Below are 24,054 nucleotides of genomic sequence, written 5' to 3' on the forward strand. Positions count from 1 at the left end.
ACGGGGGGGGGGGGGGGGGGGGGGGGGGGGGGGGGGGGGGGGGGGGGGGGGGGGGCGGGGGGCGCGGGGGGGGGGGGGGGGGGGGGGGGGGGGGCCGCCCCCCCCCCCCCCCCGGGCGGGTGGCTGCGGGTCAGTGCTCGGAGAGCAGCGAGCCGTGGCCGTGGACACGGTCCTGGATGCCGTTGCGGCGCAGGGCGTGCCAGTAGAGGACGGTGTTGTTGGAGATGACGGGCTTGCCGATCCAGAACTCGGCGAGGGCGGCGACGCGCGACATGGCGACGTTGGTGCCGACCTGGACGATCGCGTCGATGTCCGGTCCGTCGATCTCCTTGATGACGTCGCGGAGTTCGGCCTCGGAGACGTGCGAGATCTTCGCGGGGCTGGGCATTCCCAGGCCCTGGATGCGGACGACGTCGTAGCCGCTGTCCTTGAAGAAGCGGCTGACGGAGTCGTCGCCGACGGGCAGGTACGGCGTGATGACGGCGACCTTGCGGGCCTCGTAGGCGCCAAGCGCGGCGTTGATCGCGTCCGGGCTCATGATCACGGGCAGGCCCCCGGCGGCCTCGCCCATGGAGGCGAGGACGCGCTCGTGGGAGGCGGGGCCGTCCCAGTAGCTCTCCGGGGAGACGCCGATGACCACGGTGTCGGGGCTGCAGCTCACCACGCTCTTGATCGCCGGGTGGGTGGAGTTGCGGATGCTGTGCATCACGTGGTCGAACCCGGGCTCGTCGACCATCGAGTCGTCACCGATGACCATGCGGCCGATGTGGTTGGTGACCTGGTGCGGCCGCAGGGCCTCCAGCTCGGGCTGGGCCGAGGTGTTGGTGGAGGGGACGACGACGCCGACCTTGAGTCGGGGGCCGAGGGAGTCGGTCATTGCGGGTGCCTCTCAGAAGATCGCGTGGTGCGGTTACGGCCGGGGTCGCGGCCGTCGGGGTGGACGAAGGGGGTTACTCGGACCGGTAGTCGGGCGCCTTGATCAGCCGGTCCTTCTGGCCGGTGATCCGGGGCTCGAAGACCTGCTCGGTCCAGTCCTCCTGGTCCACGGGGTGCAGGGAGACGGAGACGGCTCCGTCGTAGGTCGAGAAGTGCTCGACGACGACGTCGGCGAGGGCGCGGCCCAGCCGCTCCTTCTGCTCGTCGGTGAATTCCCGGTTGTAGTAGGAAATGTCCACGTGCGGCACGATGGGGACTCCAAGTCCTGGTGAAGAAGTGGGTTATGCGGCGAGCCGGGCGCGGATGGCGGCGACCAGTTCGGCGATGCCGCGCTCCTTGAGGACGCTGTAGTGGTCGCCCTCCAGGTCGATGACCGTCACGGGCGCGGCGGAGTAGCCGGAGCTGCCCTCGATGAAGGCGTAGTCGTCGCCGGTCGCCTTGAAGAGGGTGACCGGGGTGTTCAGCTTGCGCTCGCTCAACTCGCGGAAGTTGTACTCGAATTCGTAGGTCTCGCCGACGATGCGGGTGATCCTTCGGATCAACTGCGCGTCCAGGGCGGGTATTCGCTCGTGGACGAAGGCGACGAAGCTGTCCTCGTCCCGGGCGGCCGCCAGGCAGGCCTCGACCTCGGGGCCGCTGATCGAGCCGGCGAAGACCGAGTGGAGGATGGTGACGTAGGCGGGGTTGGCGTAGGAGGCCTCGCGGCCGTGGCGTTCGGCCTCGGCGGCCCGGACCTTGGGGTTGCCGGGGCACAGGAGGAGCAGTTGCTCCACCTTCTGGCCGGCCTGCTCCAGCTGCCAGGCCGCCTCGAAGGCGACGCGGGCGCCGAAGGAGTAGCCCCACAGGAGGTACGGCCCCTCGGGCTGGATGCGCCGGATCTCGGCGACGTCGGCGGCCGCCATCTCCTGGACGGTCGGGTAGGGCTGCTCGCCCTCGTTGATGCCGTGCGCCTGGACCCCGTAGAACGGCCGGCCGAGGCCGGACTCGCGGCCGAGCAGCCGCAGGTTCATCGGGTAGCCGCCGAGACCGGGCCAGCAGAACACCGGACTCGTGATGCCCTCGGCGCCCTTGGGGGTGTCGTCGTGCAGCCGGACCAGACGCGAGACGGGCGCGCCGGAGCCGTCCGCGATCCGGGCGGCGAGGTCGCCCAGCTTCGGCGCCTCGAAGACGATCTGGAGCGGGAGTTCGGTGCCGAACTCGCGGTTGATCCGGTTGACCAGGGCGACGGCGATCAGCGAGTTGCCGCCGGCCGCGAAGAAGTCGTCCTCGGTCGAGACGTCCTCGTACTTGAGGGCGGTGCCCCAGACGTCGGCGAGCCAGCGCTCGTGGGCGGTCGCCGGGGCGACGTAGGGGGCGCCGCTGCCCGCGGCCCGCACCTGCTCGCTCGCGGCGAGGGTCTTGGCGTCGACCTTGCCGTTGGCGGTCAGGGGCAGGTCGTTCATGACCAGGACCCGGTTGGGGATCATGTAGTCGGGCAGGAAGCCGGCCAGCTCCTCCTTGATGATCTCGGCCGGTCCCTTGGTGTGGACGGCGTCCTCGTTCATGCCCTCGCTGAGGGCCTGCTCCTCGCTGATCCGGCCGCCGAGGAAGAAGTACGAGGGACCGGTCGGCGTGCCGATGGACGCGAGGATCTCGTCGATCCGGCGCGCCGCGGGCAGCGGGTTGCCGGACTTGGAGCTGTATCCGGAGGACATGAAGCCGAGCGCGAGGCCGTTGCGCTGGAGGTGGTGGAGCTTGGCCCCCATCGCGACGTACTCCAGCCAGGGCTCCTCGGCGCGGCTGATCGCGGTGATACCGAAGGAGGCCCGGTCGTAGACCGACTGGTTGATGGCGATCACGTGACGGCGCTGGATCAGCGCGTCCGAGACGCGCTCGAACTCGCCGTTGAGATAGCGGTAGTGGCCGCCCGGGAGGTCCGCGATCCGGCCGGGGTGGGCCTGGACGTAGATCTCGGTCGGGTCCTGCCGGGGCTCGCCGTCGTTCGGGTGGATCCCGAAGGTGCCGAGGTAGTGGTCCTCGTCGACGACGTCGAGCCGGTCCTTGACGGCCGGGGTGAAGCCGACGGGCCGGATGGTCAGTCCGTACTCGGGCAGCACCTCCTCGAAGACGCCGAGCATGTGGCCCGTCTCGAACTCCAGGACCTCGAGGATGTTGTTGGCGTAGACGGGCTCGATGGCCCGCCGCTTGCCCAGGAAGTGCACGTTCAGGGCGGGGCCGGCCAGCTCCGTGCCGGCGATCCGCACCAGGGTGTGCTCGACCGGGTGGTGGTAGTAGACGCCCGCCTCGATCCCGGCGACGCCGCTGATCTCCAGGTACATCTGGGTGGCGTAGAGAGCGCCAGGCGAGGCGTAGGAGTACTTCGGAAGGAGGCGCTCCTCGCTGCGGAACTGTCCGAACCAGCGGAGGATTTCCCCCAGCTGGTCGAGGGACAGTTCGTCAAGTCCTCGCGAAAGGCCCGAGACCGGCGGCGGCGCGAGCAGCTGCCGGATGTCCTCCCGGCCGACCTCGCCCCCGTCGTAGAAGCGGTAGGTCTTGCGGGCGAAGGTCTCCCGGCGCTGCCGTGCGGTGGCCACGCGGCCGGGCAGGCCGAGCACCGGCCGGCCGGCCAGCTCGTCGGCGTCGCGCAGGCCGGGGTTGGACAGCTGCGCCTTGACCTGGAGCTTGCTGGCCTTGGACTGGTGGTGGCCGCCGTGGTTGCCCTGGTCCATCAGGGCCGCCTCGCGCGGGTTGAGCTCGATGCAGGCCACCAGGTTCTGGAAGCCGGTGCGCGGGTCGTCGGTGACGACGGCCGCGGCGCGGCGGACCCAGGCGTGCTCCTCGATGGCCAGCGAGATCTCGTCGAGCTCGACGCGGTAGCCGCGCAGCTTGACCTGGTTGTCGGCGCGGCCGACGCAGGTGATGGTGCCGTCCTCGTTCCAGTAGGCGAGGTCGCCGGTCTTGTAGAGGCGCTCGGTCGGGACGAAGGGCGACGGGATGAATCGTTCCGCCGTGAGGTCCTCGCGGTGCAGGTAACCGCGGGCCAGCTGGACGCCGCCGATGTAGAGCTCGCCGGTGGTGCCGATGTCGACCGGTCGCAGCTCCTCGTCGAGGATGAAGCAGGGCGTGTTGTCGACGGGGACGCCGATCGGCACGGAGCCGGCGCCGTCGCCGAGCGCGTCCGGGTCCACCAGGCACGCCGTGGCGTTGATGGTGGTCTCGGTGGGTCCGTACAGGTTGACCAGCGAGATCCACGGCAGCTCGGTGAGGAGCGAGCGGGCCAGCCGCTGCGAGAGCGCCTCGCCGCCGGAGAAGACGCGGCGCAGCGTGGTGCAGGAGCGGAACTCGTCCAGGTCCACCAGGGCCTGGAGCAGGGTGGGCACGCCCTGCAGCGTGGTGATCTCGTGCCGGTTGACGGTGGCGACGATCGCCTCGGGGTCACGGTAGATGCCGGGCGCGCCGACGACGACCTTGGCCCCCGCGGCGGGGGCGAGGATCTCCCACTGCGCCGCGTCGAAGCTCATCGGGGTCTTCTGCAGGACGGTGACGTGGCTGCCGAGGTGGCCGAAGGAGTGCATCCAGCGCAGCTGGGACACGATGCTCCGGTGCTCGATCATCACGCCCTTGGGCTTGCCGGTGCTGCCCGAGGTGTAGATGACGTACGCGAGGGAGTCGGGGCGGGGCCCCATCCCTCTGGGATCGCGCTGCTGCGGGATCGGCGCGGCGGCGCCGGTGCCCCCGACGCCGCAGTGCGGAACGCCGTCGAGCGGGGCCTCCGGCACGTCCGCGAGCGTGACGATCCGGGTGCCGGCCGGGGCGATGGCGGCGAGCCGCTCCCGCAGGTGCTCCTGGGTGACGATCACCCCGGTACGGCTGTTCTCGATCATGTAGCGGAGCCGGTCCTCGGGATACTCCGGGGACAGCGGCAGATACGCGGCGCCGGCGAAGAGGATGCCCCATGCGCCGGTCATCAGGTCCAGCGACGGTTCGGTGTAGAGGCCGACGCAGTCGTCGACCGCCACACCGAGACCGTGGAGGTGGACGGCCAGCCGCCCGCTGGACTCGGCGAGCTGACGGTAGGTGAGGCTGCGGTCGTCGGAGACGACCGCGACGGCCTCGGGCCGCGCCGTGGCCTGCTGCTCCAGCAGGCCCGGCAGGCAAGCCCCGTTTTCCAGGCGTAAGCCGTAAATGGGCGCAACGGACTGAACGGGTGCCAAGGTGATCCCCCATGGAAATGATGTTGGTGCCCTGGTCAGAGGGCTCTCCCCCGCGTCCGCCCGGGTCGTTCGCCGGGCGGACCGGGTCTTCGCGGCGCACCTGCGACGGGGGTGGTCGGACTCCCGTGCCGGATGGGTCTACACGAATGCCCGGGAGGGTTCCCGGGACACTCAGTGCCGCGTCGACGACTTGAGGTAATCACACCTTCGAGGAGGCAGTCACGCCGGTCCATCGAATTTTAACAATCGTTCCAGAACTGCTAACCTGTCGACATGTCACCTCGCCCCCGAGGCTTCGACCTCGACCACGCACTGGACGCGGCGATGGCCACGTTCTGGGACAAGGGGTACGCCGGCACGTCGGCCCAGGACCTCGTGGACAGCACCGGTCTCGGCCGCGGCAGCCTCTACAACACGTTCAGCAGCAAGCGCGGGCTGTTCGAGGCGGCCCTGCGGCGCTACGACAGCGAGTGGACCAGCCGGGTGACGAGACTGCTCGAAGAGGGCGAGGGACCGGCGCGCGAGCGCATCCGCACGGTCCTGCTGAGCGTGGTCGACGAGGAGACCACCGAGACGCCCGAGCACCGGGGCTGCCTCGTGGTCAACACCGCGATGGAGATGGCCGGACAGGATCCGGAGATCACCGAGCACGTCCGCGACACCTTCACCCGGATGCAGACGGCACTGCGTGTCAGCATCGAGCAGGGGCAGCGCGACGGCTCGATGCCGGGCGACCAGGAGCCGCGCACCCTCGCGGTCTTCCTGCTCAACTCGATGTACGGACTGCGGGTGCTCGGCAAGGTCGGCGACCGCGCGACCCTCACCTCGCTCGTGGACCAGATCCTGCCACCCGTCCCCGACGCCCCCTGACCCCTCGACGGCCGGCCGACGCCACCCGCGTCGGCCTTCCTTTCACCCTCGTTCTGGAACGATGATTCAAATTCCGGTACCGGAATCGAAGGAGGAGCGGCGGTGCCCTTCGCCGTGTACGTGCTCGGCCTGAGCGTCTTCTGCATCGGGACCACCGAGTTCATGATCTCCGGGCTGCTGCCCGACCTCTCGCGCGACCTCTCCGTCTCCGTGCCCGCAGTGGGCTGGCTGATCTCCGGCTACGCGCTCGGCGTGGTGGTCGGCGGCCCCGCCCTCACCGTCGCCACCCTCCGCGTCAACCGCAAGAAGGCCCTGGTCTGGCTGCTGTTCCTGTTCGTCCTCGGACAGACCATGGGCGCCCTCGCGCCCGGCTACGGCGTCCTGATGGCCGGCCGGGTCGTCGCCGCCCTCACCCAGGGCGCCTTCTTCGGCATCGGCTCGGTGGTGGCCGTGGAGCTCGCGGGCCCCGAGCGGCGCGGCCGCGCACTGGCGATCATGTTCGCCGGGCTCACCGTGGCCAACGTGTTCGGCGTTCCGGCGGGGACCTACCTCAGCCAGCACGCCGGCTGGCGGGCGAGCTTCTGGGCCGTCGACGCACTGGCGGTGCTCGCGCTGCTCGGCGTCCTGTTCCTGGTGCCTCAGCGCCCGAACGGCCCCTACGCGGGGGTGCGCGCGGAGCTCACCGCCTTCCGCAACCCCCGGGTGTGGGTGGCCCTTTCGACCTCGATGCTCACCCAGGCGGCGATCTTCTGCTGCTTCAGCTACCTGTCCAAGCTCTTCACCGACGTCAGCGGATTCTCCGAGGCGGCCGTACCGCTGTTGCTGACGCTCTTCGGCGTGGGCTGTCTCGCGGGCAGCCTCGTCGGGGGCCGTTTCGCCGACCGCCACCTGCTGCCCAACCTGTACGCGGGGATCGCGGCGATGGCGCTGGTACTGGCGCTCCTGACGGTCACCGCGCACGACAGGACGGCCACGGTGGTCACCGTCCTGGCCTTCGGCGTGGCCGCCTTCTCCATCAACCCGGCGCTCCAGGCCCAGGTGATGCGCGAGGCCGGCGACGCGCCGACGCTCGCCACCACCACCAACACCTCGGCCTTCAACCTGGGCAACACGTTCGGCCCCTGGGTCGGCGGCAGCGTCATCGGCGCCGGCCTCGGCTACACGGCACCCGTGTGGTCCGGGGCGCTGCTCGCGACCGCGGGCCTGGGCACGGCGGCCCTGTCCGGGCTGCTGCTCCGGAAGGCGCCGGCCCCCGCGCCGGCGGCGGGCGCCGGGCAGGCGCCCGCGCGTCAGGGGGTCGGCGCCCCGTGACCGCCCTCCAGACTCAGCAGATTGCCGAGGAGGCCGGGGAAGCGGCGTTCGAAGTCCGGCCGCAGCCGCAGCAGCATCCCCGTGCCGGTGCTGCGCTGGACGATCAGTCCGGCCTCGCGGAGCACCTTCCAGTGGTACGAACGGGTCGACTTCGCGCCCGGCACGTCCAGCGTCGTACAGGCGACCTCGGCGTCCGGGGTGCGAGCCAGCCGGACCACCACACCGCGCCGGTGCCGGTCGGCCAACGCCGCGTACACGGCGTCGAGTTCGACGGCCTCCAGCGAAGGGTGGAACAGCTCGACGGGCATCGCGGGACCTCTCGGACGCGGACAGGTGACAGACACGGCCGGGACGCGTTGTGGGCCCGCCCGCGGCATGCCTAAGGTAGCCCGGTACGAAGATTTTCGAACCGCTGGTGCGCACGGCGCGAGCGGCGCGAACCCCCGAACCACCCTCTAGGAGTCCGGACATGACCTCCGCACAGCCGGTCATCGCAGTCCTCGGCACCGGCATCATCGGCGCCCCCGTCGCCCGCAACCTCGCCGAGAGCGGCTTAACGGTCCGCGCCTGGAACCGCACCCGGGCCAAGGCCGACGCCCTGGCCGCCGACGGAGTCACGGTCGCCGACAGCCCGGCCGAGGCCGTCGACGGCGCCGACGTGGTGCTGACCGTCCTCAACGACGGCCCCCGCGTCCTGGAGGCCGTCCGGGCCGCCGCTCCGAAGCTCGCCCCCGGCACCGTCTGGGTGCAGGTCAGCACCGTCGGAGAGGCCGTGGACGAGCTGGCCGCCTTCGCCGAGGGGGCCGGGCTGGTCTTCGTGGACGCCCCGGTCCAGGGTTCTCGCCAGCCCGCCGAGCTCGGCAAGCTGGTGGTCCTGGCCGCCGCCCCCGAGAGCGTCCGCCCCACCGTCCAGCCGCTGTTCGACATCATCGGCGCGCGCACCGTCTGGGTCGGCGAGGACGGCACCGCCGGCGCCGCCAGCCGCCTCAAACTGGTCCTGAACACCTGGGTGGGCGCCCTCACCCACGGCGTGGGCGAGGCCCTCTCGCTCGCCGACCGGCTCGGCGTCGACCCGCGGCACTTCGTGGACGTCGTCTCCGGCGGCCCCATGGACAGCGGCTTCTTCCAGGGCAAGTCCGCCGCGATCCTGAACGCGGACTGGACCCCGCAGTTCTCCGTGGACAACTCCGAGAAGGACGCCCGGCTCGCCCTGGAGGCCGCCGAGCGGGTCGGCGTACGGCTCGACGCCACCGAGGCCGGTCACCGCCGCTTCCAGCGCGCCGTCGCCCAGGGCCACGGGGACAAGGACATGGCCGCGGGCTGGTTCGCCAGCTTCGACGCGTAGCCCGCACGGACCGGGAAGGCCCGCCATGTTCCCCGAACACACCACCGTCCTCGTCGTCGGCGGCGGCCCCGTGGGGCTGCTGCTCGCCGGCGAGCTGGCGCTGCAGAACGTCGACGCGCTCGTGCTCGAACAGCACGAGCGGGTACGGGACACCCCGCGCGCCGGCACCCTGCACGCGCGCAGCGTGCAGTCCCTGCTGCGCCGCGGCGTCCTGCGGCTGCCCGTACCCGGCCGGCTCGACCTCCGGCAGCGCACCGGCTTCCACTTCGCCGGGCTGCCGCTCCTGACGATCACCAGCCCCACGGCCGAGGGGCCGCCGATCTTCAACCAGCCGCAGTCCTCCCTGGAGCAGGCCTTCGAGCTCCGGGCCCGGACGCTCGGGGCCGACGTACGCCGGGGGTGGGGGGTGCGGCGGCTGACCGAGCACGCCGACCGGGTGGAGGTCGAGGTGGTCACCGACGACGGCGGTGTCCGCACCCTGACGGCCGACTGGGTCGTGGGCTGCGACGGAGCACGCAGCACCGTGCGGGCACAGGCGGGCTTCCCGGTCACCACGACCGAGCCGTCCTTCAGCGGCGTCATCGGTCTGGTGAAACTGATCGATCCGGCCGGCGCACCGGGCGGCTGGGCCCGCGGCCCCGAGGGGTCGACGCTGATCAACGTCAACCCGCGCGGCTACAGCCGGGTCCTGACCCACGACTTCTCCCGCCCCTTCCCCGACCGGGGCCGTCCGGTGACCCTGGAGGAGCTGAGCACCACGGCCGCCCGGGTGCTGGGCCGTGAACTGCCCATGCGGGACCTCGTGTACGGCTCCCGCTTCAGCGACTTCACCCGGATCGCGGACAGCTACCGCTCCCCCGGTCACGGCCGCGTCCTGCTGGCCGGTGACGCGGCACACGTGCACGCGCCGCTGGGCGGCCAGGGCCTCAACACCGGCCTCCAGGACGCCTTCAACCTGGGCTGGAAGCTGGGCCTGGTGGCCCGCGGCGACGCGCCCGCCGAGCTCCTGGACAGCTACACCGACGAGCGGCACGCGGTGGCCCGGACGGTCGTCGCCAACACCCGCGCACAGGCCGCCCTGATGGACCCGCGTCCCCAACAGGAGCCGCTGCGCGCCTACTTCGGGCGCCTCATGGACGTGCCCGAGGCCCGCGCGGCGACCGCGGACGAGATCAGCGGCCAGGGCATCCGCCACCCCCGGCCGGGCACCGACCCGCTGACCGGCACCTTCCTGCCCAACCACACCTTCCTGACTCCCGAGGGCCCGGTCAGCACGGCCGAGCTCCTGGAGGACGCCACCCCCCTGCTGCTCCTCGCCGGGGACGTCGCCGCCGTGCCCGGCGAGCTGCTCGACGGCTGGCCGCGGGACCGCCTGCGGACGGTGCGGGTCGGACGGGCCGACGCGGACGGCACGGCCCTCGGCTGGCGCGCGGTGCTGTGCCGCCCGGACGGCTATCTGGCCTGGGCGGCCGGCGAGACGGACCCGGACCCGGCCGAACTCGCCGGGGAACTGACGCGCTGGCTGGGTCCCGCGAGGTCACCCGCGGGGGTACCGCGGGGATAGGGCACGCCCCGTCGAGGGGCGGCGGCGGTGCGGGCGAGGCGGCGGACTCGGGCGCCGGTGACCTCGGCGCCCCGCCTCCCTCAAGTCTTAACTTACAGCGTGAGCTGAGTTCCGAGGGAAGGGCGGGCCAAGGCTCGGCGTCGGGTGTATGTTGCACAGCAGACGCTGACGAACTGGGGGTACGGTGCGAGCGACGAGTGGCCGCACAGTGCGTGACCTGCGGCGGGAGAACCGCACGGCGGTCCTGCGACGGCTGTATTTCGACGGCCCGACGAGCCGGCTCGCGCTCGGCCCGGCGACCGGCCTGAGCTCAGGATCGGTCAGCAACGTCGTCGGCGAGCTGGTCGCCGAGGGCCTCGTCGAGGAGGCCGGCAGCGTCGACTCGGCGGGCGGACGGCCGCGCACCCTGCTGCGGATCAGCCCGAGCAGCGGCTGCATGATCGGCGTGGACGTCGGCGAGACCCGGCTCAGGGTCGAGCTGTTCGACCTCACCCTCACCGAACTCGCCCGCACCGAACGCCCGTTGGCGGTCGACAGCCGCGCGCCTCATGACCGCTACGAGGTAGGGCTCATCGTCGGGCACATCCGCGAGGGCATCGCCGAGGTGCTGCGCACCGCGGAGATGCCCGCCGAGCGGCTGCTCGGCGTGGGCGTGGGCGTCCCCGGCATCGTCACTCCCGGCCCGGAGGACGGCGACACGGGCCGTGCGGAGGCCGGGAGCGCCGACCGTTCCGCCGCGGGCTCCGGCGACGGGGCCGTCGTGCACGGCCAGACCATCGGCTGGGACGCCGTACCGCTGGAGCGGATGCTGCGCGAAACCGTCGACCTGCCGGCGAGCGTCCCGTACCGGATCGACAACGGCGCCCGCACCCTCGGCCAGGCCGAGCTCTGGTTCGGTGCCGGACGCGGTGCCCACAGCGCCGTCTTCGTGCTCGTCGGCTCCGGCATCGGGGCCTGCGTCGCCACCGACCCGATGGGCCCGGGCCGCGCCCTTGAATGGGGCCACCTGACCGTCCGGGTCCGGGGCCGCCGCTGCCGCTGCGGCGCCCTGGGCTGCCTGGAGGCGTACGCGGGCGCGGAAGCGCTCCTCGAACGCTGGCAGGAGGCCGGCGGGCGACCTCCGGCCGGTGCCGACGAGGAGACCGCCCTCGCCGCGATGCTCGCCGCCGCCTACCCTGCCGACGGCTCCGGGACGACTCCCGACCCGACGGCGCTCGGCGTCCTGGAGGAGACCGCCGAGTATGTCGGCGCGGGCGTCGCGGACCTGATCAACCTCTTCCAGCCCGAGCGCATCCTCGTGGGCGGCTGGGCCGGGCTCCAACTGGGCAACCGCTTCCTCGACACGGTGCGGGGCCACGCCCGGGACTACGCGCTGCGCTACCCGGCCGCCCGGGTCACGATCGGCCTGGGCACCCTGGGCCCGGAGGCGGTGACCATCGGCGCCGCCATCCTCCCGCTGGCCGACTTCTTCGCCCGCGGCGGCCGCCGCGTCGAGACCGCCACGGAACCGGCACAGGAGCAGCAGCCCGCGTGGGCGACGACGGTACGGGACCGGGGGGCCCACTGAGCGGGTGCGGCTGAACGGGCGCGCGGAGCCGGACCCGCGCCGGCGCACACGGGGGCGTGGGCCGGCGGGAGCCTGGCACCGGCAAACGGGGGCGCACGCGGCGCGGGTTAGGGTGCGGGGTGCTTGTGAGAACCGCTGCCGCCTCGCCCGTCCTCGCCGATGCCGTCCTGCTCGACCACGAGGAGGACGGGCGCCGTTGGCCGCTCCTCGTCTGGGCGCCCGGTCCCGGCACCCGGATGGTGTCCAGCGCCGTTCTCGGGGGCGGCATAGGAGAGCGGTCGTGGGTGGTCAACGCCCAGGTGCCCCCGGGTTACGCCCGCCTCGACCCGGTCGCCCATCTGCGCGCCCTGGCCGCCGGCGCCGGACTCGACGGCCCCGGCGTGGGGCTGATGACGGCCGCCCCGGTCGGTGAGCGCCGCTGCGCCGCCGACGGCGGGGTGCAGGCCGTGGTCACGGCGGGCATCGGCGTCCGCGGCTGGGCGGCCGCCCCGGAGGCGCCGAGTGTCTTCCCGCCGCGCCCCGGCACGATCAACATCATCGTGTCGCTCCCGGTGCCGCTCACGGACGCCGCTCTGGTCAACGCCGTGGCCACGGCCACCGAGGCGAAGGTCCAGGCCCTGGTGGAACTGGGCGCGGACGCCTCCGGCACTCCCACGGACGCGGTCTGCGTCGCCTGTCCCGGCCCGGTGGACGCCGGCGCCGAGGCCTTCGCCGGCCCGCGTTCGGTATGGGGGGCCCGGCTGGCCCGCGCGGTGCACCGGGCGACCCGTGAAGCCTGCGCGGAGGCGCTCGCCCGAGGAGTCTGACGGCCGCCGGGCCGTGCGCGGGCGGGCCCGGTCCGCCGTCCGGGAAGGCCTCCTGACGGCGTACCACCGAACGCCCGGGACGGCCCCGTCCCCCAGGGCCAGGTACTCCCCGAAGCGGGTGGTGGGCGCCGTCGGCGCCGCGTCCTCAGCCCCGACCGGCCGAGCCTGCCGCCATCGCGCGCTCGGTGGTGTCGTCGGCCGTCGGCGGCCGCTCCTCCCCTTCGCCCTCCCTCGCCGCCCGGAACCGCGCCAGGCCGTCGGCCAGCCCGATCACCGGGTCCGGGTAGTCGATCGCCGCGCGGTCGAGCCCGGTGAGCCGCCACGGCTCGTGCACCTCCGGTGCGGCGAGCCCGGCGAGCTCCGGGACCCAGCGGCGCACGTAGGCACCGTCGGGGTCGTAACGCCGCGCCTGCAGAAGCGGGTTGAGCACCCGGTTGGGCCGTGTGTCCGTGCCCGTACCGGCCACCCACTGCCAGTTGAGCTGGTTGTTCGCGATGTCGCCGTCGACCAGGAGGTCGAGGAAGTGGCGGGCGCCCTGACGCCAGTCCAGATAGAGCGTCTTGGTGAGGAACGACGCGGCGATCAGCCGCCCCCGGTTGTGCGTCCAGCCCTCGTGGGCGAGCTGGCGCATCGCCGCGTCGACCAGCGGGTAGCCGGTGCGCCCCTCCTTCCAGGCGCGCAGGTCCGCCTCCGCGTCCCGGCCGCGCCGCCAGCGGTCCTGGCGCGGCCGGTAGTCCTCGGTCGCGGTCTCGGGCCGCGCCGCCAGCACCTGGTGGTGGAAGTCCCGCCAGCACAGCTGCCGTACGAACGCCTCGGCCCCGGCGCTGTCGCGCGCCCGCGCCCGGTGCACCGCCTCGACGGCCGAGACGGCGCCGAAGTGCAGGTACGGGGACATCCGCGAGGTGGCGTCGCCGGCGAGGTCGTCGTGGCGTTCCTCGTAGGCGTCGGCGTGCCGGGACAGCCATGCGGTGAGCCGCTTGCGGCCCTCGCTCTCCCCGCCGGGCGCGAGGCCCTCGGACACGCCGTCGACGGCGGACCGCTCCGGGAGCGCGTCGCCCTTCACACCGTTCGGCACCCGTACGGCGCGCGGGGCGGTGAGCGGCGTACGCAGCCGAACGACGTTCCAGCGACGGAAGTACGGCGTGAAGACGGCGAAGTGGTCCGAGCCCTGGGGGGTGATCTCCCCCGGCGGCACGGCGGTGATCACCGCGTCGTGGACGAACAGCCGGCACCCGTCCGCCTCCAGGGCGCGCCGCAGCCGGTCCTCCCGCGCACGGGCGAAGGCCGAGCACCCGGCCGCCATGTGCACCTCGTCGGCCCCGGCCTCCCGGACCACCGCGAGCACCTCCGCCGCCGTGTCGCCGGTGCGCACGACGAGCCGGCCGCCGCGCTCCCGGAGGGCGGTGTCCAGGTCGGCGAGGCAGTCGGCGAGGAAGGCGAGCCGGTTGGGGGCGGCGAAGCCGGCCCGGTCCACGGCGGGGTCCCGGACGAACAGCGGCACGACCTCGCGCCCGCCCGCCGTGGCGGCCCGCAGCGGCGGATGGTCGTGCAGACGCAGGTCGGAGGTGAACAGGACGACGGAGACGTTCATGGCACCACTCCTGGGTAAAGGTCGCCGGCGGTACTCTTCCCGCCGGCGGCACCAGCCGGATGCACGCGTTTCCCGGCGCCCGTCGTACGCCCACGGCCCGGACGCGCCCGGCCGACGGCAGCAGCCCGGCGCACGAGGCCCAGCGGCACCGGGCTCCTCCCGGCCGCCGGACGCACCCGGCTCACGCCGCCCCCGGGCCACGCCCGGGCGCCGCCTCCTCCGGGTGCCCCCGCCGGCTCCGGTCGTGCCCTCACTGCCGCGACGCCTTCTCGGCCGTCCGCGCGATGTTCCTCGCCATGCCGCCGAAGACGACCGAGTGGAAGGGCGCGACGCTCCACCAGTACACCTGTCCCAGGAGCCCGCGCGGGTGGAAGAGCGCGCGCTGCCGGTAGCAGGTGCGGCCCGCCTCGTCGCGTTCGGCACGCAGCTCCAGCCAGGCGAGCCCGGGCAGCCGCATCTCGGCGCGCAGCCGGAGCAGCCGGCCGCGTTCGATCTCCTCGACGCGCCAGAAGTCGAGTGCGTCGCCGACCCGCAGGTGCTCGGCGTCACGGCGCCCCCGGCGCAGTCCGACGCCGCCCACGAGCCGGTCGAGCCAGCCGCGTACCGCCCAGGCCAGCGGGAAGGAGTACCAGCCGTTCTCACCGCCGGTCCCCTCGATGACGCGCCACAGCTCCGCCTCCCCGGCGTCGACGACCCGGGCGCGCTCGTCGGTGTAGAGGCTGCCGCCGGCCCAGTCCGGGTCGGTCGGCAGCGGGTCGCTGGGAGCCCCGGGGAGGGAGGCGGAGGACCAGCGGGTGGAGACCTGGGCGTCACGCACCCGCTGGAGGGCGAGTTCGAGGGCCCGGTCGAAGGAGAGGGGAGCGCCGGGCGGGTCCGGCACGAAGCGGCCGATGTCGTGCTCGGCGCACACCACCTCGTACCGCAGGGATTCGGCGAGCGGCCGGGCGAGGTCCGCGGGCACGGGTGTGACGAGCCCGATCCAGTGGCTTGACAGGCGCGGGGTGAGCACCGGGACCGGCACGATCAGCCGCCTCGGGAGCCGGGCGACGGCCGCGTACCGGATCATCATCTCCCGGTACGTGAGGACGTCCGGCCCGCCGATGTCGAAGCTCCGGTTCACCTCCGGCGGCATTGCGGCGCTGCCGACCAGGTAGCGCAGCACGTCGCGCACACCGATCGGCTGGACGCGGGTGCCCACCCAGCTGGGGGTCACCATGACGGGCAGGCGTTCGGTCAGGTAGCGGAGCATCTCGAAGGACGCCGAGCCGGATCCGATGACGACGGCGGCGCGCAGCACGGTGGTGGGCACGCCGGACTCCAGGAAGATGCGGCCGACCTCGGCGCGCGAGCGCAGATGGCGGGAGAGCCGGTCCTCGGGCAGGTCGCGGGGGGTGAGGCCGCCGAGGTAGACGATGCGCCGCAGACCCGCGCGCCGGGCCTCCTCGGCGAAGGTGCGGGCGGCGCTGCGGTCCGTCTGCTCGAAGTTGCCGCCGGACCGCATGGAGTGGACGAGGTAGTAGCCGACGTCGACGCCTTCGAGGCCGGCCCGCAGGCTCGCAGCGTCGGTGACGTCGCCCCGGACGATCTCGACCCGGTCGGCCCAGGGGTGGTCCTTGAGGTTGGCCGGGGTCCTGGCGAGACACCGCACGCGGTATCCGGCGTCCAGGAGCTCGGGGACGAGGCGTCCGCCGATGTAGCCGCCCGCTCCGGTGACCAGGCAGCGCGCCCCCTCGGGCGCGCGGCGGGGCTGGGGCGTGGGTCCGGGCATGGGCATGGCCGCTCGGCCCCCTTCCGTGTCCGTGGGGTGTCACACCTCCGTCCGATGCTTCCCTGCCGGCGGCTCCGTCGGATGCACCGGCCCCGATCGGGTGACGCGGAGCTGCTCCATCCGCCACCATGGCGCGCAGAGATCAAGAAGCTGGTGTTCCGAAGGGGAGCGGTATGAGTGGTGTGGCGCGCAGGACGGTCGTCGCGGCGGCGGGCGGAGCGGGACTGACGGCGGCCCTGGCCGCCTGCGGGGGGAACGACGGCGGCGACAAGAACGCCACGGGCGGCACGGGCGGCACCGACGGCACGGAGGGAGCGGGCGCGACCGGTGGCACGGGCGGGGGGACCGCGCCGCTGGCGATGACCGGCGACATCCCGGTGGGCGGCGGGAAGGTGCTCGCCGACAAGGGTGTGGTGATCACCCAGCCGAAGGCGGGCGAGTTCAAGGCGTTCTCCTCGCGCTGCACCCACCTGGGCTGCAGCGTGGGCAGCGTGGCCGACGGGGTCATCGTGTGCCCCTGCCACCAGAGCCACTTCGACGCCTCGGACGGCAGCGTGAAGCAGGGCCCGGCGACGCAGCCGCTGGAGCCGACGCCGATCGAGGTGACCGGGAAGGCGATCAGGCTCGGCTGACCGGCCGGGACGCCTTCCAGCAGTCGAGCACCTCGTCGGTGCTCGTGACGGTGGCGACCAGCGCGAGCGTGTTGCGGATCATCGCGGGGGTGTAGTCGGCCGGCACCCCCGCGATGGCGTCGCCCGGCACGACGACGGTGTAGCCGAGGTTGACGGCGTCGAAGACCGCGTTGGGGACGGCCACGTTGGCGGAGACCCCGGTGACGACCAGCGTCCTGCAGCCCAGATTCCTCAGGAGGGCGTCGACGTCGGTGCCCGCGATCGGTGAGAGGCCGTGCAGCCGCCGCACCACGAGGTCCTGCTCGGCCACCTCGATCGGCGCGGCGATCCGTACGGCGGGACTCCCGCTGTGCTGCTGCACGGGGAGCCGGGACGCGGCGCGGAACAGGCGGGCGTTGCGGTTGGCGCCGCGCCCGTCGGGGCGCCGCTCGGCGACGGCGTGCAGGACCTGCACCTCGGCCTCGTGTGCCGCGGCCACGAGCCGGGCGACGTTGCGCAGGGCGCCCGACTCCCGTGCGGCGGCACCGAGTTCGGGAAGGGCGCTGTCCGGCCCGACGACACCTTCCTGGCACTCGACGGTGAGAAGCACGGTGCCGTCCGGGGCGAGCTGTTCCCTGAGCCGTTCCGACTGCTGCCCCACGGTGTCCTCCTCGTGTCGGCCTGCTTGCACCTCGGCGGCGCAGCCCCCACGATGTCTGACACCTCGTCAGAAATCTAGAAGGGTGCGGACGATGACCGTCGCGCAGCGCCGTGGACGCCGGATCATGATGACCCCGGCCGAGCTCGACACCTTCCTCTCCGAACAGCGCACCTGCCGGGTGGCGACCGTGTCGGCCGACGGCCGTCCGCACGTCAGCGCGCTCTGGTTCGCCTGGGACGGCACCTCGCTCTGGCTCTACTCCCTCACCCGCAGCCGCCGTTGGGCCGAGCTGCGTGCCCGGCCGCGCATCGCCGTCGTCATCGACGACGGCGTGGAGTACGGGGAGCTGCGCGGGGTCGAGCTCTCGGGCAGCGTGGAGTTCGTGGGCGAGGCCCCCCGTACCGGCGAGCCGTTCCCGGAACTCGACGCACCGGAACGCCTTTTCGCCGCCAAGAACTTCGGCCTCGACGCCATGCCGCACGACGGCCGGCACGCCTGGATGCGGCTGACCCCGGACGCCGTCGCGTCCTGGGACTTCCGCAAGCTCACAGGACCCTGACGGTGCCCCGCCCCGCCCCACCGAGAGGCGGGCAACCTCAGCTCGCGGCCGGCGCCCCGGCCGCCCGGAGGGCCTCGACCACGGCGCGGATCGACGGCCGGCGCCCGGCATCGGTGCGCCAGGTCGCGTAGATGTGGCGCCGCACCGGCTGCCGGACGGGCACGAAGGAGACCCCGTCCATGGCCGCCGGCCGCCCGAGCCGGGGGGCGACACAGATGCCGAGTCCGGCGGCGACCAGGGCCAGTTGCGTGTGGTGGTCGCCGGCGACATGGGCGATCCGCGGCTCGACGCCCTTGGAGCGCAGCGTGAACATCAGCCAGTCGTGACAGAACTCTCCGGCGGGCCAGGAGACCCACTCCTCCCCGGCGAAGTCCTCCAGCTCCACCTCCGCGCTCCCGGCCAGCGGGTGGTCGGCGGGCAGGGCGACGTCGGCGGAGTCGTCGAGCAGGTGCGCCCGCTCCAACCCGGCCGGCACGGGAGCACGCTTGTTGTTCCAGTCCAGGACGACGGCGAGATCACTGTCCCCGCGCAGCACCTCGCGCATCCCGAAATCGGGTTCCAACTCGGCCGTATGGACGCGCAGTTCGGGATGAGCGGCATGCAGGGAGCGGATCGCGGCCGGGAAGAGGCCCCGCATCGCCGTCGGAAAGGCGGCAATGCGCACCTCTCCCACCACCTGCCCCCGCTGCGCCTCGATGTCCGCCTGGGCGAGCTGCACCTGGGAGAGGATCCGCGCCGCGTGCTCGGCGAGGAGCAGCCCGGCATCGGTCAGCCGGACCCCCCGCCCGCTCTTCGCCAGCAGCTGCTGCCCGATCTCCCGCTCCAGCTTGGACAGCTGCTGCGAGACGGCCGAGGTCGTGACGTGCAGCCCTTCCGCGGCTCCGCTCACCGAGCCGTGCCGCGCGACCGCATCGAGGGTCCGCAGGCGCTCCAGGTTCAACATGTAAGCGATCCTAAGACATCACCTCCATGAATTCTCGCTTGTGCTACATGGTGACCTCGGCGAACCTCGTCTCATGAGCCCCACCACCCCATCCCCCCGCGCCGGGGTCGACTGGCGCGTCCGCTTCGGCATCCTCGCCCTGATCTGGGGATTCAGCTTCCTCTTCATCAAGGTCGGCACGCAGGGCTTCGCCCCGTTCCAGGTGACCTTCGGCCGCCTCCTGTTCGGTACGGCGGTCCTGCTCGTCGCCCTGGTCGTGAAGCGCGACCGCCTGCCGCGCGGCGCCCGGACCTGGGGTCACCTGACGGTGGCGGCCCTCCTCCTCAACGCCCTGCCGTTCTCGCTCTTCTCGTACGCAGAGCTGACGATCCCCTCGACGCTCGCGGGGATCTGCAACGCCACGACCCCGCTGTGGGGCATGGTCCTCTCGCTCGTCGCCCTCTCCGAGGACCGCCCGACCCGGGTGCGGGCGGCGGGCCTGGGCATCGGCTTCGCCGGCGTCCTCACCGTGCTCGGCGCCTGGCAGGGATTCTCGGGCCTGGACGTCACGGGCACGGCCCTCGCCCTGCTCGCCTCGGCCAGTTACGCGGTCGGCTGGATCTACGTGCGCCGCACCCTCTCCGGCACGGGGTCGTCGAACCTCTCCCTCGCCACGGCGCAGGTCGGCCTGGGCACCGTCCAGCTGGCCCTGGTGACACCCCTGTTCACCACCTGGCCGGAGTCCGTCGAGGTCCTCCCCCTGCTCTCCGTCATCGCGCTCGGCGCGCTGGGCACGGGCTGGGCGATGCTGCTCCAGTACGGCGTGGTGGCCGAGGTCGGACCGACGACGGCGTCGATGGTCACGTACTTCATCCCGGTCATCGCCACCGCGGCGGGCGTCGCCCTGCTGGACGAGCACCTCACCTGGAACACCCCGCTCGGCGCCCTGGTGGTCCTCGCCGGCGCGGCCCTCACCCAGACCCGCGCGTCGAGCCGCCGGGAACGGCACCCGGCGACGGCGGGGAGGGGACCGGGGGCTCCGCACGGACAGAAGCCCGTACGGGCCGGCGAGGCTCGGGCCGCCGGGGCTCGGGCCGGCGAAGCGCGGACGGGAGAAGCGCGGACGGGAGAGGCGCGAACGACAGCAGTCCGGCCGGAGGCACCCACGCCCGAGGAAACACCGAAGCCGTCACTAACGGCGGAGGCCGCCCCTCAGCCGTAGCTCCGGGCAGGCGCCGGCCCCGCCGCGAACGCCACCGCATCGGCGAGCGCCTCCAGATCCCCCACGGTGAGCCCGGAGACGGTCAGCCGAACCGCCGGCCCCGCCTCCATCCGGAACCGGGCGCCGGGCGCGACCGCCCACCCCCGCCCGAGGAGCCGCGTGACGGCCCCGGTCTCGTCGGCGACCGGCACCCACACGTTCATCCCGCTGACCCCGTGCGCCTCGACCCCCCGCCGGGCGAGCGCCCGCACCAGGCCGTCGCGCCGCGCCCCGTAGGCTGCCGCGACGGTCTCGGGGTCGACGGCATCCGTCCGCCACAGGTGCACCACGGCCCGCTGCAGGAGCCGGCTGACCCACCCGGGCCCGAGCCGCTGCCGCCCGAGCACCCGGTCGACGGTCTCGGCGTCACCGGTGAACGCGGCGATCCGCAGGTCGGGTCCCCACGCCTTGGCCACCGACCGCACGAACACCCACCGTCCCGCACCCGTGGCGAGCGGGTGCAGCGGCTGGGCGACGATCCCGTGCCCGTGGTCGTCCTCGACGAGCAGTACGTCGGGATGCGCGGCGAGGACCGCGCGGAGTTCCACCGCGCGCCGCTCGGACACGCACGCCCCGGTCGGGTTCTGCGCCCGGTCGGTGATGATCACCGCCCGGGCCCCGCCCCGCAGTGCCCGCGCGACGGCGTCCGGCAGCGGCCCCTCGTCGTCGACGGCGACGGGCACGGGCCGCAGCCCGAGCGCCGGCACGAGGTCGAGGAGGCTGCCCCAGCCGGGGTCCTCGACGGCGACGGCGTCGCCGGGTCTGAGATGCGCGGCGAGCACCCGCTCGACGGCGTCGAGCGACCCGGACGCGGCGCCCACCGGCCCGGCCGGCACCCCGCCCGCGTCGAACGCGGCGCGCGCGAGCCGCGCGAACTCCTCGTCTACGGGCGCCTCGCCGTACATGGGGGGCCGCTCGGCGTACTCGCGGGCGACCGCCGCGAGGACGGTGTCCAGCTGCGGAAGGAGCGCGGGGTCCGGACTGCCGTTGCTCACGTCGCGGACGCCTTCGGGAGCCTCGACGCGGAGGGATCCGCGGGCGGTGGTGGCGGGCGCGGGCCGGACGCGACTGCCGCGCCGCCCGTCGGTCTCGATCACCCCGCGCTCGCGCAGGGTGCGGTACGCGGCGGCGACGGTATTCGGATTCACTCCGAGCGTCGTGGCCAACTCCCGCATGGGCGGCAGCAGTCGACCGGGCGCGAGCTCTCCGGAGGCCACCCCCCGCTCGACGCTGGCGGCGATCTCCGATGCGCGACGACCTTCGATCCGATACTCTCCTAGCACAAAGCCAAGTATGCACTAGTGCAATGGAGAGCGCAATGACGGACGCGACGACCGCAACGGGCGCCGGGGCCACCCCCGGGACCCCGGCCACGACGGCCACGTCCTCAGCGACGACGGCCGCGACCTCGGCGACGACGGCCACTACCTCGGTGCCGCGCCCCTACGAGCCCACCGACCGCACCGTCCCCACCCGCTCCCGCGAGCGTGCCTCGTACGACCGCGAGCTGGTGCACTCGATACTCGACGAGTCCTACCTCTGCCATCTCGGCTTCGTCCGCGACGGCGCCCCTGTGGTCCTGCCCACGCTGTACGGCCGGGTGGGCGAGCGGCTCTACGTGCACGGCTCGACCGGTTCGCGGCCGCTGCGGATGGCGGGGAGGGGCGAGGAGGCGCCCGGCCTGCCGGTCTGCCTCACGGTGACCCACGTGGACGGGCTGGTGCTGGCCAAGTCCGCCTTCCACCACTCGATGAACTACCGCTCGGTGGTGGTGCTCGGCACCGCCCACCAGGTCACCGACCCGGAGGAGCTGCGCACGGCCCTGGACGCCCTGGTCGACCACGTCGTCCCCGGCCGCTCGGCCGACTCCCGGCCCGGCAACGCCAGGGAGCTCGCCGCCACCGCCGTCCTGCGCCTCGACCTGAACGAGGTCTCGGCCAAGGTCCGCACCGGGGGACCCAACGACGAGCCCGAGGACCTGGTGCTCCCCCACTGGTCCGGCGTGGTCCCGGTCCGGCGGACCTACGGCACCCCGGTCCCCGCCGGGGACCTGGACCCGTCGATCGCCCTGCCCGACTACCTCGCCACCCTCTGAGAACGGATCCCGACATGCTGATCCACCCCTGGGACGCCGCCCACGACGAGGGAGAGTGGCGGAGCTGGCTGGCCGCCCACGACTTCGGCCAGCTCGCCGTCAACGGCGCGCCCGGCGAGCCGCCGTGGGTGCAGCCGATGCACTTCCGCTACGAGCCGGACCCCGGCCCGTACGGCCAGGCGATCGCCCATCTCGCCCGCCCCAACCCCCTCTGGCACGACCTGGAGCAGCACCCGGTGGTCCTCCTGAGCGTGGTCGACGACTACGTCTACGTCCCCGGTCACTGGACCGCCCCGGAGGGCTCCCCCAGCACCCACGGCACCCCGACCTCGTACTACGCGGCGGTCCAGCTCCGCTGCACGGCGCATGTCGTCGAGGACCCGGAGGAGAAGGCGGCACTGCTCAACCGCCAGGTCGCCCACTTCCAGCCGGAGGGCGGCACGGCGGAGGTGCGCCCCGCCGAGCCCCCGTTCGGCCGGATGCTCGCGGGCATCCGGGTCCTGCGCCTGGAAGTCACCGACGTCCGGGCGAAGTTCAAGTACGCGGGCAACAAGCCCCAGGACGTCCAGGAGCGGGTCTCCGCCCACCTGGCCGAGCGTGACGGCCCCGGCGACGCGGCGGCCAGGTCCCACCAGACCCGCCGCCGCGCCACCGGGCCCACCGCCGCGGGCTGACCGGGGCCACCGGCCGGCCCGAGGGGAGGGCGGCCCGGCCACGAGTCGAGCCGGGTGGCAGGCAGCCCTCGCGCCAGGCACCGACCCCGGCGGAGAGCGGCCCCTCCGACGGGCCCGACCCGGGCCACGGGCCTCACCGGGCCTACGACGCGACCGCCACGGCCTCCGCCCGTCCGCCTGCCGCCGCGCGGACCGGACCCGGGCCACGGGCCTCACCCGGTCTACGACGCGACCGGCACGGCCTCCGGCCGCCGCCGGCCCGCCGCCGCGCGCGCCTCGGCGAAGGCGAGGCCGGTGACGGCGGTGAGCAGCAGCAGGGTGCCGCCGACGGTCGCGGCGGTGAGGCGTTCGCCGAGCAGCGTGACCGCGACGAGGGCCGCGCTCACCGGCTCCAGGAGCATGATCACGGAGACGGTCGCCGCCCGGACGACGGCGGCCCCGGCGAAGTACAGGGCATAGGCGAGGGCGGTCGGCACGGCCGCCACGTACACGAGCAGTCCGAGCACCTGCGCCGGGGCGTCGGTGTGCGGGACGAGACCTTCCACCGCGGCCATCGGCAGCAGCCCGACCGCTCCGATGGCGAAGGCCCACGTGGTCGTCGACAGCGCGTCCGCGGCACCGCCGTCGCGGCCGAGCCATCGGGTGAGCAGGGTGATCGCCGCGTACCCGGCGGCGGACACCACCGCGAGCCCGATGCCGAGCGGCTTGACCTCGGCGCCGCCGCCCCCGAGGACGAGGACGCCGAGTCCGGCGAGCGCCCCGGCGACGGCCATGGCGCCGCCGGCCCCGATCCGCTCGCCCATGAGGACGCGGGCGCCGACCGCGATGAGCACGGGCCCGGCGCCGAGGGTGACGACGGTGCCGACGGCGAGCCCGGTGGCCTCGACCGCGGCGAAGTAGGCGCTCTGGAAGACGGTCAGGCCGATCCCCGTGCCGAGGATGCGCACGAGCCGCCGACGGCGCGGCTCGGCGGGTGCCGCGGCCCGGGGCCCGCGCCGCAGCGCGAGGGCGCCGAGGAGCAGGACGAGCCCGCCGACGCAGCGCCAGAAGGAGAGGGCGAGCGGGCCCATGTCGCTGGCCCTGAAGACCAGCGAGGCGGCGGCCCCGGCGGTGCCCCAGGCGATTCCGGCGACGATCAGGTAGGTGAGGCTCCGCCCGGCGGACAGGGCGGAGGCAGGGGTGTTCGACACGTGCGTTCTCCGTGTGAAGACAGGGGTGTGGGTGGTCGCTGGGCTCCGCGGGCGGGCAGCGACGAACCGCTCGGGGGCCTGTGTCGGCCGGCCCGAGCCCGGTCTTCGTCAGCGGAAGGTGCCGCCCGCG

The 24,054-nt window shown here is 73.7% G+C and carries 21 protein-coding genes; 11 read left to right on the top strand and 10 right to left on the bottom strand.

Annotated elements, in window-relative coordinates:
• Positions 1 to 130 precede the first annotated feature (130 nt).
• From ACIRQF_RS12940 to ACIRQF_RS12950, 3 genes are all read right to left on the bottom strand, one after another.
• Complete coding sequence (locus tag ACIRQF_RS12940; protein WP_376631912.1) at positions 131 to 877, bottom strand: arylmalonate decarboxylase; 747 nt, start codon at positions 875 to 877, stop codon at positions 131 to 133.
• Positions 878 to 950: 73 nt separating this feature from the next.
• Positions 951 to 1,175, bottom strand: coding sequence for a tautomerase family protein (locus ACIRQF_RS12945; RefSeq protein ID WP_376631914.1), 225 nt, complete (start codon positions 1,173 to 1,175; stop codon positions 951 to 953).
• Between the two features lie 42 nt (positions 1,176 to 1,217).
• Positions 1,218 to 5,129, bottom strand: a complete 3,912-nt coding sequence (locus ACIRQF_RS12950; RefSeq protein ID WP_389752749.1) for an amino acid adenylation domain-containing protein — start codon at positions 5,127 to 5,129, stop codon at positions 1,218 to 1,220.
• A gap of 273 nt (positions 5,130 to 5,402) precedes the next feature.
• Here ACIRQF_RS12950 and ACIRQF_RS12955 point away from each other — a divergent pair, with 273 nt between their 5' ends.
• Together ACIRQF_RS12955 and ACIRQF_RS12960 are read left to right on the top strand one after the other, a co-directional pair.
• On the top strand, positions 5,403 to 5,999 hold the full coding sequence (locus ACIRQF_RS12955) for a TetR/AcrR family transcriptional regulator (protein ID WP_404091624.1): 597 nt from the start codon (positions 5,403 to 5,405) through the stop codon (positions 5,997 to 5,999).
• 102 nt (positions 6,000 to 6,101) lie between these two features.
• Positions 6,102 to 7,310 carry a Cmx/CmrA family chloramphenicol efflux MFS transporter gene (locus ACIRQF_RS12960; protein WP_404091627.1) on the top strand — a complete coding sequence of 403 codons (1,209 nt, stop codon included), beginning with the start codon at positions 6,102 to 6,104 and terminating at the stop codon, positions 7,308 to 7,310.
• On the opposite strand, the gene ACIRQF_RS12965 is transcribed toward ACIRQF_RS12960, so the two are convergent.
• A complete protein-coding gene (locus ACIRQF_RS12965) occupies positions 7,289 to 7,618 on the bottom strand; it encodes an ArsR/SmtB family transcription factor (RefSeq protein WP_376631922.1) in 330 nt (109 codons plus the stop codon). The genes ACIRQF_RS12960 and ACIRQF_RS12965 overlap by 22 nt on opposite strands.
• A 161-nt stretch (positions 7,619 to 7,779) precedes the next feature.
• Here ACIRQF_RS12965 and ACIRQF_RS12970 point away from each other — a divergent pair, with 161 nt between their 5' ends.
• The 4 genes from ACIRQF_RS12970 (at position 7,780) to ACIRQF_RS12985 (ending at position 12,592) form a co-directional block, all read left to right on the top strand.
• Positions 7,780 to 8,655: an NAD(P)-dependent oxidoreductase gene (locus tag ACIRQF_RS12970; RefSeq protein ID WP_404091631.1), complete on the top strand. Its 876-nt coding sequence runs from the start codon at positions 7,780 to 7,782 to the stop codon at positions 8,653 to 8,655.
• A gap of 25 nt (positions 8,656 to 8,680) precedes the next feature.
• Positions 8,681 to 10,219 (top strand): FAD-dependent monooxygenase, encoded by a 1,539-nt coding sequence (locus ACIRQF_RS12975; RefSeq protein ID WP_404091634.1) that lies wholly within the window; start codon positions 8,681 to 8,683, stop codon positions 10,217 to 10,219.
• A gap of 184 nt (positions 10,220 to 10,403) precedes the next feature.
• A complete protein-coding gene (locus ACIRQF_RS12980) occupies positions 10,404 to 11,786 on the top strand; it encodes an ROK family protein (protein WP_404091637.1) in 1,383 nt (460 codons plus the stop codon).
• 125 nt (positions 11,787 to 11,911) lie between these two features.
• Entirely contained in the window at positions 11,912 to 12,592 is a 681-nt protein-coding gene (locus ACIRQF_RS12985; protein WP_404091640.1) for an adenosylcobinamide amidohydrolase, read from the top strand.
• A gap of 145 nt (positions 12,593 to 12,737) precedes the next feature.
• Here the strand turns inward: ACIRQF_RS12985 and ACIRQF_RS12990 are convergent, their stop codons facing one another.
• Both ACIRQF_RS12990 and ACIRQF_RS12995 read right to left on the bottom strand, forming a co-directional pair.
• A complete protein-coding gene (locus ACIRQF_RS12990) occupies positions 12,738 to 14,183 on the bottom strand; it encodes a cryptochrome/photolyase family protein (RefSeq protein ID WP_404091643.1) in 1,446 nt (481 codons plus the stop codon).
• A 250-nt stretch (positions 14,184 to 14,433) separates the two neighbouring features.
• Complete coding sequence (locus ACIRQF_RS12995) at positions 14,434 to 15,957, bottom strand: SDR family oxidoreductase (protein WP_404091646.1); 1,524 nt, start codon at positions 15,955 to 15,957, stop codon at positions 14,434 to 14,436.
• Between the two features lie 167 nt (positions 15,958 to 16,124).
• On the opposite strand from ACIRQF_RS12995, the gene ACIRQF_RS13000 reads away from it, so the two are divergent.
• A complete protein-coding gene (locus ACIRQF_RS13000) occupies positions 16,125 to 16,583 on the top strand; it encodes a Rieske (2Fe-2S) protein (RefSeq protein WP_404091649.1) in 459 nt (152 codons plus the stop codon).
• Here the strand turns inward: ACIRQF_RS13000 and ACIRQF_RS13005 are convergent.
• Positions 16,570 to 17,223, bottom strand: a complete 654-nt coding sequence (locus ACIRQF_RS13005; protein WP_404091652.1) for a cysteine hydrolase — start codon at positions 17,221 to 17,223, stop codon at positions 16,570 to 16,572. The two genes, ACIRQF_RS13000 and ACIRQF_RS13005, sit on opposite strands and share 14 nt — an antisense overlap.
• Positions 17,224 to 17,314: 91 nt before the next feature.
• Here ACIRQF_RS13005 and ACIRQF_RS13010 point away from each other — a divergent pair, with 91 nt between their 5' ends.
• Positions 17,315 to 17,782 carry a pyridoxamine 5'-phosphate oxidase family protein gene (locus ACIRQF_RS13010; protein WP_404091655.1) on the top strand — a complete coding sequence of 156 codons (468 nt, stop codon included), beginning with the start codon at positions 17,315 to 17,317 and terminating at the stop codon, positions 17,780 to 17,782.
• A gap of 37 nt (positions 17,783 to 17,819) precedes the next feature.
• Here ACIRQF_RS13010 and ACIRQF_RS13015 read toward each other — a convergent pair whose 3' ends face one another.
• A complete protein-coding gene (locus ACIRQF_RS13015) occupies positions 17,820 to 18,725 on the bottom strand; it encodes a LysR family transcriptional regulator (protein WP_404091658.1) in 906 nt (301 codons plus the stop codon).
• Between the two features lie 73 nt (positions 18,726 to 18,798).
• Between ACIRQF_RS13015 and ACIRQF_RS13020 the strand changes: the two genes are divergently transcribed.
• Positions 18,799 to 19,926, top strand: a complete 1,128-nt coding sequence (locus ACIRQF_RS13020) for a DMT family transporter (protein ID WP_404091661.1) — start codon at positions 18,799 to 18,801, stop codon at positions 19,924 to 19,926.
• Here the strand turns inward: ACIRQF_RS13020 and ACIRQF_RS13025 are convergent.
• Positions 19,917 to 21,248 (bottom strand): aminotransferase class I/II-fold pyridoxal phosphate-dependent enzyme, encoded by a 1,332-nt coding sequence (locus ACIRQF_RS13025; RefSeq protein WP_404091664.1) that lies wholly within the window; start codon positions 21,246 to 21,248, stop codon positions 19,917 to 19,919. The two genes, ACIRQF_RS13020 and ACIRQF_RS13025, sit on opposite strands and share 10 nt — an antisense overlap.
• A gap of 35 nt (positions 21,249 to 21,283) precedes the next feature.
• On the opposite strand from ACIRQF_RS13025, the gene ACIRQF_RS13030 reads away from it, so the two are divergent.
• The gene (locus tag ACIRQF_RS13030; protein WP_404091667.1) at positions 21,284 to 22,060 is read left to right on the top strand and encodes a pyridoxamine 5'-phosphate oxidase family protein; all 777 of its coding nucleotides are present in this window, start codon (positions 21,284 to 21,286) and stop codon (positions 22,058 to 22,060) included.
• 14 nt (positions 22,061 to 22,074) lie between these two features.
• Positions 22,075 to 22,734: an FMN-binding negative transcriptional regulator gene (locus ACIRQF_RS13035; RefSeq protein ID WP_404091670.1), complete on the top strand. Its 660-nt coding sequence runs from the start codon at positions 22,075 to 22,077 to the stop codon at positions 22,732 to 22,734.
• A gap of 221 nt (positions 22,735 to 22,955) precedes the next feature.
• Here ACIRQF_RS13035 and ACIRQF_RS13040 read toward each other — a convergent pair whose 3' ends face one another.
• Positions 22,956 to 23,924: a DMT family transporter gene (locus ACIRQF_RS13040; RefSeq protein ID WP_404091673.1), complete on the bottom strand. Its 969-nt coding sequence runs from the start codon at positions 23,922 to 23,924 to the stop codon at positions 22,956 to 22,958.
• Positions 23,925 to 24,054: the final 130 nt, after the last annotated feature.

This window comes from Streptomyces sp. NPDC101191, assembly GCF_044767915.1.
Classification (GTDB): domain Bacteria; phylum Actinomycetota; class Actinomycetes; order Streptomycetales; family Streptomycetaceae; genus Streptomyces.